Origin of the sequence: Kitasatospora sp. NPDC059462 (assembly GCF_042749955.1) — a bacterium.
In the GTDB taxonomy this organism is placed as follows: Bacteria; Actinomycetota; Actinomycetes; order Streptomycetales; family Streptomycetaceae; genus Kitasatospora.
This window is the reverse complement of the sequence record NZ_JBHYUU010000020.1, coordinates 63,040-72,371: the sequence shown is the minus strand read 5'-3', so window position 1 is coordinate 72,371 and position 9,332 is coordinate 63,040. Positions and strand designations below refer to the sequence as shown.

Below are 9,332 nucleotides of genomic sequence, written 5' to 3'. Positions count from 1 at the left end.
GGCCGCCGGCCCGGGGCACTGCGCGGCCCGGCCGGTGGCGGTCCGTCCGCGGCAGAGAGGCGCGCCCGACGCCAGGGGCCCGTACCCGCCGACCGGCGGGTCCGGCCCCATCGCGTGGGGTGCGTTCCTAGTCGAGGAGCTCCAGTCCGGCCGCCACCGCCGACTCCGCGGCCGAGGCTTCGAGCGTCACCAGGCTCAGCACCCGGTCGCCCTCCTCGAACAGCAGGCCCCGCTCCCGCAGGAACGCCAGACGGCGGTCCGTCTCGTCCTCGGCGAGGCCGAGGGCCGGGGCCAGCCGGGTCGTGCGCATCGGCGACGACAGCTTGCGCAGGATCGCCGCGTCCGGCTCGTCGAGTTCGTGGGTCCGCAGCGGGCCGGTCCGGGTGTCGAGCACCTGCGGCCGGCCGTCCGGGCCGGTGGACAGGCAGAGCTGCGGCACCGGCTCCCCGCCGTCCCACTGCGCCTGCCACGTCTCGATCAGCCGGTTGATCGGCTCCAGCCACTCGATCGCGTCCAGCGCGTAGGGCGAGAGGTTCTCGTCGGAGAAGAAGTAGGCGAGCCTGGTGATGCTCTCCTCGCCGAACGGGTAGACCAGCCGGTAGAAGTCCAGCGGCTGGAGCTGCAGCCCGAACTCGTCGGGATTCATGAAATAGGGGCTGTAGCGGTCGAATCGGATCAGATGGGCGCCCGAGGGCGGCGGCAGGTGGGCGAGCAGCGGAATGTCCCGCTCGTACTTCTCGTACACCGCCGCGGATTCGCCGGGGAAACCGGTGAGGAGGTTCCAGAGCGGCTCGATGCCGAACCGCCGGCAGCTCTTCAGGAACTGCAGGTTCTGGAACGCGGTGGTGCCCTTGCGCATCAGGGTGAGGATGTCGGTGGAGAGCGCCTCGATGCCCGGCTGCAGGCGGTTCACGCCGGCCCGCGCCATGCGTTGCAGATCCGCCTCCGGAACGGGCAGCTTGATCTCGTAGAAGATGGACGTGCCCGCCGGGGGGTCGAGCTTCTCGAAGACGGCCTTGGGGTAGCTGCGCGGCATGATGTTGTCGGTGCACTCGTAGGTGGTGCACCACGACGCGTGGCCGAAGAGCCACTGGAACTGCCGGGTGGCGAGCTCGGCGTCCATGCTCCGGAATTCCATGGTCGAGCCGTTGAGGCCGCAGAACGTGCAGTGGGACCGTTCGCCCCACCAGCAGCCGCGTGAGGTCTCGAAGAACAGGACCGGTTTGCTCCCCCGCTCGATCAGCCGCCCGATCTCCGGGTTCCGGGCGAGCGCCCCGGCGAAGTCGGAGTAGTCCGGCTCGAAGAAGTCGTCGATGCTCCGGTCCGCGCCGATCGCGGACGCGCGCCTCGGGTCGGTGTGGTTGGACCGGGAGAGGACGCCGCGCAGCTCGTCCGCCCGGCCGCGGTCGCCGTCGAGCAGGCACCTGACCAGCTCGGGGAAGGACGTCAGGGCCGGGCCGGAGAAGACGTAGTCGAGCGACGGCGCGTGCGCGATGAGCTCCGCCCCCATGGGCGGTTCGCAGTTCGCGCCGCCCATGACCGTCACGGTGCCGGGGTTGCGCTCCTTGATCAGGCGCGCGAGCGCGATGCTGGCGGTGTTCTGGGCGAACATCGAGGTGAACCCGACGACGTCGGTCGCGTCGAGCCGGTGGCGGTCCACCAGGTCGGCGCAGAAGTCCGCCATCCCGCGACGCCGGTCGAGCAGGTGTTCCCGGAAGTCCTGCCAGCGGTCGCCGCGGTAGTACCGGCGGAAGTACTCCTCGGTGTTGTCCGGGGATTCCGGGAACGCCACCTGCCGGAACAGCCAGTCGCCCAAGCCGCTGGTGAAGTGCTCGATGTCCTGCGACAGTTCGTCGTACATCTCGGCGCCGAAATAGCCGACGAACTCCTGGTTGAGGTAGTGCACCTCGATGTCGACGTCGTCGCCGAATTCCCGCCGCGTCAGTGCGGACAGCTGGCTCAGCGCGAAGGACGGCCGCCGCCAATCGGCGAACGGCATGTTCACCAGACCGATTTTGATCATCGTCGTCCCCAATGCTCAAGTGGCCATGGACGGGAGTGAACGGAAGGCCCGGAAGGTTCTCCGCGGGCTTCCGGTCGGATCCTCCCGCGGCTCGGGTCGGGTTCCTCGATCGTAGCCCGCGCACCCCGGGCCGTGCCCCGCGCGGGAACACACCGATGGTGTGCAACCGGCAGATTCTGACGGTTGCACAGCGCAGGCGCACCGAACCGGCCGGAGCACCGCCGCCGAAGGCCGGGGGTGCGGCCAACTCCCGGGCGGCATCGCTTGTGCACGCCCGGACCGGCGGGTTTTAGTGACCGGGACAACCGGGCGTTCGGAAAGGTGGGGGCGATGAATCCGTTCGACGATCCTGGAGCCACCTATGTGGTGCTGGTCAACGACGAGGGGCAGTTCTCCCTCTGGCCCGAGTTCGCCGGGACACCCGACGGCTGGCGGATCGCCCACCCGGCGGCGGACCGGACGACCTGCCTCGACTTCATCGAGGAGAACTGGACGGACCTGAGGCCGGCGAGCCTCGTGCGGGAGATGCGGGCCGCCGCAACCCGGTCGTCCTGACCGGTCCGATGTCAGCAGCAGGAGAGGGAGGGGCCGTGGCCGGGGCGCCGCTGTCGTTCGCGCAGGAGCGGTTGTGGTTCCTGAACCAGGTGGAGGGGCTGTCGGCGGCCCACAACTCGGCCGAGACGTTCCGGCTGTCGGGCCCGCTGGACGCGGCGGCACTGGAGGCGGCGCTCGGTGACGTGGCGGTCCGGCACGAGGTGCTGCGCACGGTCTTCCCGCTGGGCGAGGACGGGCCGTACCAGCAGGTGCTCGCACCCGCGCGGGGCCGGCCGCACCTGGTGCGGGCCGCGCCGGACGAGCGGGAGTTGAGCGCGGCGGTGGCCGAGGTCGCCGGGCGGGGGTTCGACCTGACGGTGGATCCGCCGCTGCGCGCGTGGCTGTTCGCCGCCGGGCCGGCGGAACACGTGCTGGTCGTGGTGCTCCACCACATCGCCTGGGACGCCTGGTCGGCGGGGCCGCTCTGGCGCGACCTCGCGCTGGCCTACGACGCCCGGCTCGCGGGTGGGGAGCCGCGCTGGGAGCCGCTGCCCGTCCAGTACGCCCAGTACGCGGCCTGGCAGCGCGCGGTGCTCGGCGACGAGGCGGACCCGCAGAGCGCGATGTCCCGGCACCTGGCCTACTGGAAGGCCGAACTCGCCGGAATTCCTGAGGAGTTGGCGCTGCCCACCGACCGGCCGCGGCCGCCGGTGCGCAGCCGGGCGCTCGGCACGGTGTCGTTCCGGGTACCGGCCGGGCTGCACGGCGGACTGCTGGAGCTGGCCCGGGAGGGCGGGGCCACCGCGTTCATGGTGCTGCACGCGGCGGTGGCCGCGCTGCTGACCCGGCTGGGCGCCGGGACGGACGTACCGGTGCGCACCACGGTGGCCGACCGCCCCGACGACGCCCTCGCCGACCTGGTCGGCTTCTTCGTGAACACCGTGGTGCTGCGGGTGGACACGGGCGGCAACCCGAGCTTCCGCCGGCTGCTGGGCCGCGTCCGGGACACCGACCTGGCCGCCTACGAGCACCAGGAGCTGCCGTTCGAGAAGGTCGTGCACGCGCTCAACCCGGAGCGCGCCGTCGACCGCCACCCGCTCTGCCAGGTCGCGCTCGCCTGCTACGACGGCGTGGCGAACGACCTTCGTCTGACGGGCGTCCGTGCCCGCCACGCGAGCATCGACACCGACGCCGGGTCGCTGGACCTCGTCTTCGACCTGAACCAGGTCCGGGCCGCCGACGGCGGCCCGGGTGGCATCGAGGGCACCCTGGCCTACGCCGTGGACCTGTTCGACCCGCCGACCGCGGAACTGCTGACCCGCAGTCTGCTGCTGCTGCTCGAAGCCGTGGTGGCGGCGCCCGACGCCCCGCTCGACCAGGTCGACATCGCGTTCCCGGCGGACCGGAGCCGCCCCCCGGCCCGGTCCGGCGCGAGCGGCGCGACCGGCGCGAGCCGGACGCCGGCGCCCGCGCCCGCGGACCGGCAGCCCCCGGCGGCGGAGCAGCAGGCGCGCACGCCGGTCGAGGAGACCCTGTGCGGCCTGTTCGCCGAGGTGCTGAAGCGGGAGTCGGTCCGGCCCGACGAGGACTTCTTCGATCTCGGCGGGCACTCGCTGGCGGCGACCCGGCTGGTCAGCCGGATCCGTTCGGTGCTCGGCGTCCGGTTCGGGCTCCGCGAGTTCTTCGACGAACCCACCGCGGCGGGAGTCGCCCGCAGGATCCGCACCGTCGCCCGGCCGGATCCGCTGCCACCGATCTCCCGCCGGGCCCCGGCCCCGGACGGCGGCGTTCCGACGGCCGGTCAGGATGCGTGACGACGGGGGAGCCGGCCCGGGCCCGGACACCGCGGAGCCGGCCGCGCGGTGCCTGCACGAGATCGTCGAGGACCTGGCCGCCGCCGCGCCCGACGCGCCGGCGGTGGCCGCCGGGGACGACCGGCTCAGCTACGGCGAACTGGACCTGCGGGCGGACCGAATGGCCCGGCGGCTCGTGGACGCGGGCGTGCGGCGCGGTTCCCTGGTGGGCGTCCACCTGGAGCGCGGCACCGGGGCGGCGGTGGCGATCCTCGCCGCGCTGAAGGCCGGGGCCGGCTACGTGATGCTGGACCCGGACTTCCCGGTGCACCGGCTGCGCGGCATGGTCGAGGACACCCGGCCCGTGGCCGTGGTCGCGCAGGACGCGGCGCAGGTCCGGCGGCTCGGCGGCACGGCGGTCTTCGTCGCGCCGACCGGGGGCTCCGGCCGGGCGCTGCCCCGGGGCGCCGGGGGCGCGCGGCCCGCCGACCTGGCCTGCGTCATCTTCACCTCCGGCTCCACCGGGCGGCCGAAGGGCGTCGCCGCGCCCCACCGGGCGATCGTCGGCACCGTCGCCGGCCAGGACTACACGCGGTTCGGCCCCGACACCGTCTGGCTGCAGTGCGCGCCGGTCTCCTGGGACGCGTTCGCCCTGGAGCTCTGGGGCCCGCTGCTCTCCGGCGGCTCCTGCGTCTTCCACCCGGGGAGCCCCGATCCGATCCGGATGGCGCAGCTCGTCGCCCGGCACGGCATCACCACCATGAACCTCCCGACCGTCCTGTTCCACGTGATCATGGACGCGTACCCGGCGGCCCTCGCGGGCCTCACCGACCTGCTCGTCGGCGGCGAGCGGCTCTCGCCCGGGCACGCCGCACGGCTGGCCGCCGCCCATCCCCGGCTGCGCTTCGTCAACGGCTACGGACCGGTCGAGTGCATGGTCTTCGTGACGACGCACCGGGTCACCGCGGACAGCGCGGCCCGGCCCTCGGTGCCGATCGGCCGGAGCCTGCGCGGCAAGCGCGTCCACGTGCTGGACGAGCGGCTGCGGCCGGTCCCCGACGGGGAGGTCGGTGAGCTGTACGCCGCGGGGGAGGGCCTGGCCCACGGCTACCTCGGCCGCCCCGGCGCCACCGCCGAGCGGTTCGTCGCCGACCCCTTCGGCCACCCGGGCGGCCGGATGTACCGCACCGGCGACCTGGTGCGGTGGCACGCCGACCGGCCCCTGGAGTTCGTCGGCCGGGTGGACGGACAGGTGAAGATCCGCGGCGTGCGGGTCGAGTCCGCCGAGGTGGAGGCCGTGCTCGCGGCGCACCCGGCGGTCAGCCGGGCCGTCGTCGTCGCCGTCGGCGACGATCCGGCGGACCGGCGCCTGATCGCCTATCTGACGACGCACCGGGAGACGGCCGCCACGGCGACCGAGCACGGCCTGCGGGCCCACGCGGCCGACCGGCTGCCGGACTTCATGGTGCCCTCCCGGTTCGTCCTGCTGGACGAGTTCCCCCTGACGCACAACGGAAAGCTCGATCGCACGGCCCTGGTCGGCAGTGGTGCCGGCCGGCCGCTCGGAGGTGGGCAGGAATGCTGATTCTGGGTTTCAAGGAAGGTCACGACGGCGCGATAGCCGCGATCGAGGACGGGCGGCTGCTCTTCTCCCTGGAGGCGGAGAAGGACTCGTACCCCCGCTACGACCGGCTGACCGCCGAGGTGCTGCTGCTCGCGGCCGAACGGCTGGGGCGGCTGCCCGACGCGCTGGCGGTCGGGGGCTGGGTCAAGGGCAACCACTCGGTGGAACCCCCGTCCCGGACCGGCTACTTCGGCGTGGGGCCGGGCGCGGTCTCCGACGAGCGGGCCAGGTTCTTCGGCCAGGACGTGCGGATCTTCTCCTCCACGCACGAGCGGTCGCACATCATGACCGCGTTCGGCCTCTCCCCCTTCCCGCCCGGGCAGCCCTGCTACTGCCTGGTGTGGGAGGGGAACATCGGGTCGTTCTACCTGATCGACGAGGCCGGCGAGGTCACCCACCTGCGCCACGTCCTGGCCGACCCGGGCAACAAGTACGCCTACCTGTTCGCGCTCGCCGACCCGCACTTCCCGGCGAACAAGGGCCTGCTCCGGCTCCAGGACGCCGGGAAGCAGATGGCCCTGACGGGCTTCGCGCAGCGGACCGCGACGACCGCGGACGAGCAGCGGCTCATCGACGTCATCCTCGACCAGGAGCAGATCATCCTGCGGCTGGCGAAGGACGAGCTGACCTGGTCGCCCTTCCACAACATCGGCGTGGACTCCCAGGAGTACCGCAACCTGGCGGCGAAGCTGTCGGACGCCATCTTCGACCGCTTCCACCGCTACGCCGAGAGCGCGCTCACCGAGGGCTACCCGCTGCTGATCTCGGGCGGCTGCGCGCTCAACTGCGAGTGGAACCGCCGCTGGCGCGAGTGCGGGCTCTTCCCCGAGGTGTTCGTGCCGCCCTGCCCGAACGACAGCGGCTCGGCCCTCGGCACGGCGATCGACGCGCAGCTCCACTACACCGGCTCGGCCGCGGTCTCCTGGGACGTCTACGCCGGGGACCCCTTCGTCGAGGACACCGGCTTCGACCCGGCGCTCTTCGACGTCCGGCCGCTGGACTTCGCCGAGGTGGCCGGGGCGCTGGCCGACGGCAAGGTGCTGGGCTGGGCCCAGGGGCGCTGGGAGATGGGCCCGCGCGCGCTCGGCAACAGGTCGGTCCTGGCGGCCCCGTTCACCCGGGAGACGACGGCCCGGCTGAACCGGATCAAGCAGCGGGAGGGCTACCGCCCGATCGCGCCGATCTGCCTGGAGGAGGACGCCGGCCGCTGGTTCCGCGGCTCGATCCCCGACCCCCACATGCTCTACTTCAGCCAGGTGGTCTCCGACGAGCTGCAGGCCGTCACGCACGTCGACGGCACCGCCCGGGCGCAGACGGTGACCCCGGAGCAGAACCCCCGGATGGCCTCGCTGCTCACGGCGTTCCGCGAGCTCACCGGCTTCAGCGTGCTCTGCAACACCTCGCTCAACTTCTCCGGGCGCGGCTTCATCAACCGGACCAGCGACCTGATCCGCTACGGCGAGGAACACGGCCTGGACGGCTACGTGGTGGGCGACGCGTTCGCGGTGCGACGGGAGGCGAAGGCATGACGCACGACCAGCGGCGACGGACCCGGCCGATCACCGGGACCAGGGCCGCCCCCGACTTCTTCCGCCTCGACGAACGCGACGCGTTCGACCCCGGCGCGGTGGTGGACGTGCTCCGCGGCAGGCGGCTCGGCGTGGTCTTCCGCGACGTCATCCCGCCGGCCGCCCGGAAGGAGTCGGTGGCGAGGTTCTGGGCCAGCCCGGCCCGGCGGCACCGCGAGGGCGAACCCTCCCACTACGTCGGCGCCTACCACTGGAACAAGCCGACCGGGACGTACCTCGCCGAGACCGCGGCGGTCCTGGAGGAGGTCCGGCACGTGCTCGACGTGCCGGACTCGCCGTGGCGGTCCTTCCGGTCGGGGCTGGCCGCCGAGCTCGCCCGGCAGGACGCCGTGCTCCGGATCGCGGAGCACGGGGGCGCCCAGGCCTGCCCGGCGCTGATCCGCGCCTGGGACAAGGCGGGCAGGTTCGCCCTCGAACCCCACGAGGACGCCGCCCAGTGCACCGACCCGCGGCAGGCCGGCTTCGAGATCCAGCGGGTGCTGGACCACGAGGTGTGCGCCGTCAACATGTGCGTCGAGCACGAGGAGGGCGGGCGGCTGGTCCTGTGGAACATCCGCCCCGACGCCGCCAGCCGGCGCCGGCTGGGGATCGAGCACACCGGGTTCTCCTACCCGGCGGACACCCTCGCCGGCTTCGACGAGCTGCGCCTCGACGTCCGCCCCGGCGACGTCTACGTGTTCAACGGCTCCTTCGTGCACGCCGTGGACACCAGCACCGGCAACCGCACCAACCTGTCCTTTCTGATGGGGTTCACCGACGACCGCACCGTCGTCACCTGGACCTGACCCGCCGACGTCGTCCCGGTCCCCCGCGGACCGGCGGACGGAGAGACCTTCCCCCATGACCGACCTGCACCTCGGCGCCATCGCGTACGAACACGGCGACCGGCACGGCATCGCGGAACTGTCCGGACAGCTCGACGCCGAGCTGCTCGCCCCGGACTCCGGCCTGGCCCACTTCCGGGCCTGCGACCGCGAGATCCACCAGCTCGCGCAGGCCGCCGCCGTCCGTACCCTCGCGGCCTGCCCGCAGCCGCCCGACCTGCTCCTCTACGTGACCGAGAACGACCGCACGAGCAGCGACTCCCTGGTGCACCTGGCGCGTTCGCTCGACCTCCCCGGCATCCGGTACCTGCGGGTGTCGGGCCACGACTGCGGCAACCTCGGCCCCGCCCTGCTCCTCGCCGAGCAGGCCGTCGGCTCCGGCGCGCACCGCCGGGTGCTGGTCCTGCTGGCCGACCGGGTGCTGGACGGCGACCGGAGCCAGGCCGACCGGCTCTCCGTCGTCAGCGACGGCGCCGCCGCCTGCCTGGTCAGCGCCGAGCCGCTCGACGCGCCCGGCCCCCGGTACGCGGTGCACGGGGTGTCGACCGCCACCGCCGCCGCCACCCCCGCCGCGACCCCGGGCGGGGACGGTGACCGGATCCTGGGCACGGTGGCCCTCTCCGTGACGGCCACCGGGGCGATCACCCGGCGGACCGGGCGGCAGCCGGCGGACTTCGACCACCTGCTCTTCCCGAACTACCGCACCATCAGCCAGCAGTTCCTCTGCTCGGCGATGGGCGCACCGGTCGACCGGCTGCTGATCGGCCCGGTGGCCGAGTTCGGGCACTGCTTCTCCGCGGACGTCCTGGTGTCCCTGGCGCACTGCGCGGACACCGGGCGGATCCGACCGGGAGACCACGTGCTGGCCTTCGGCGACGGCCCGAGCTCCTGGACCTCGCTCGCGGTCGAGCGGACCGGCTGACCGCCCGAACCCACTGGGGGACC

7 protein-coding genes are annotated in these 9,332 nt (G+C 73.3%); 6 read left to right on the top strand and 1 reads right to left on the bottom strand.

Going from position 1 to position 9,332, the window contains the following annotated elements; genetic code table 11:
- Positions 1-127 precede the first annotated feature (127 nt).
- The gene (locus tag ACFXAM_RS08630) at positions 128-1,999 is read right to left on the bottom strand and encodes a RiPP maturation radical SAM C-methyltransferase (protein WP_380288826.1); all 1,872 of its coding nucleotides are present in this window, start codon (positions 1,997-1,999) and stop codon (positions 128-130) included.
- A 354-nt stretch (positions 2,000-2,353) separates the two neighbouring features.
- Here ACFXAM_RS08630 and ACFXAM_RS08625 point away from each other — a divergent pair, with 354 nt between their 5' ends.
- From ACFXAM_RS08625 to ACFXAM_RS08600, 6 genes are read left to right on the top strand one after another with little or no spacing between them, the layout of a single operon-like run.
- Positions 2,354-2,578 carry an MbtH family protein gene (locus ACFXAM_RS08625; protein WP_380288822.1) on the top strand — a complete coding sequence of 75 codons (225 nt, stop codon included), beginning with the start codon at positions 2,354-2,356 and terminating at the stop codon, positions 2,576-2,578.
- 35 nt (positions 2,579-2,613) lie between these two features.
- Positions 2,614-4,371: a condensation domain-containing protein gene (locus ACFXAM_RS08620; protein ID WP_380288820.1), complete on the top strand. Its 1,758-nt coding sequence runs from the start codon at positions 2,614-2,616 to the stop codon at positions 4,369-4,371.
- Positions 4,364-5,935, top strand: coding sequence for an amino acid adenylation domain-containing protein (locus tag ACFXAM_RS08615; RefSeq protein ID WP_380288818.1), 1,572 nt, complete (start codon positions 4,364-4,366; stop codon positions 5,933-5,935). The genes ACFXAM_RS08620 and ACFXAM_RS08615 overlap by 8 nt, the downstream gene beginning before the upstream one ends.
- Positions 5,929-7,503 (top strand): carbamoyltransferase C-terminal domain-containing protein, encoded by a 1,575-nt coding sequence (locus ACFXAM_RS08610; protein WP_380288816.1) that lies wholly within the window; start codon positions 5,929-5,931, stop codon positions 7,501-7,503. Before ACFXAM_RS08615 ends, ACFXAM_RS08610 begins: the two co-directional genes overlap by 7 nt.
- Positions 7,500-8,348: a hypothetical protein gene (locus ACFXAM_RS08605; RefSeq protein ID WP_380288814.1), complete on the top strand. Its 849-nt coding sequence runs from the start codon at positions 7,500-7,502 to the stop codon at positions 8,346-8,348. The genes ACFXAM_RS08610 and ACFXAM_RS08605 overlap by 4 nt, the downstream gene beginning before the upstream one ends.
- Before the next feature lie 55 nt (positions 8,349-8,403).
- On the top strand, positions 8,404-9,309 hold the full coding sequence (locus tag ACFXAM_RS08600; protein WP_380288812.1) for a 3-oxoacyl-[acyl-carrier-protein] synthase III C-terminal domain-containing protein: 906 nt from the start codon (positions 8,404-8,406) through the stop codon (positions 9,307-9,309).
- Positions 9,310-9,332 lie beyond the last annotated feature (23 nt).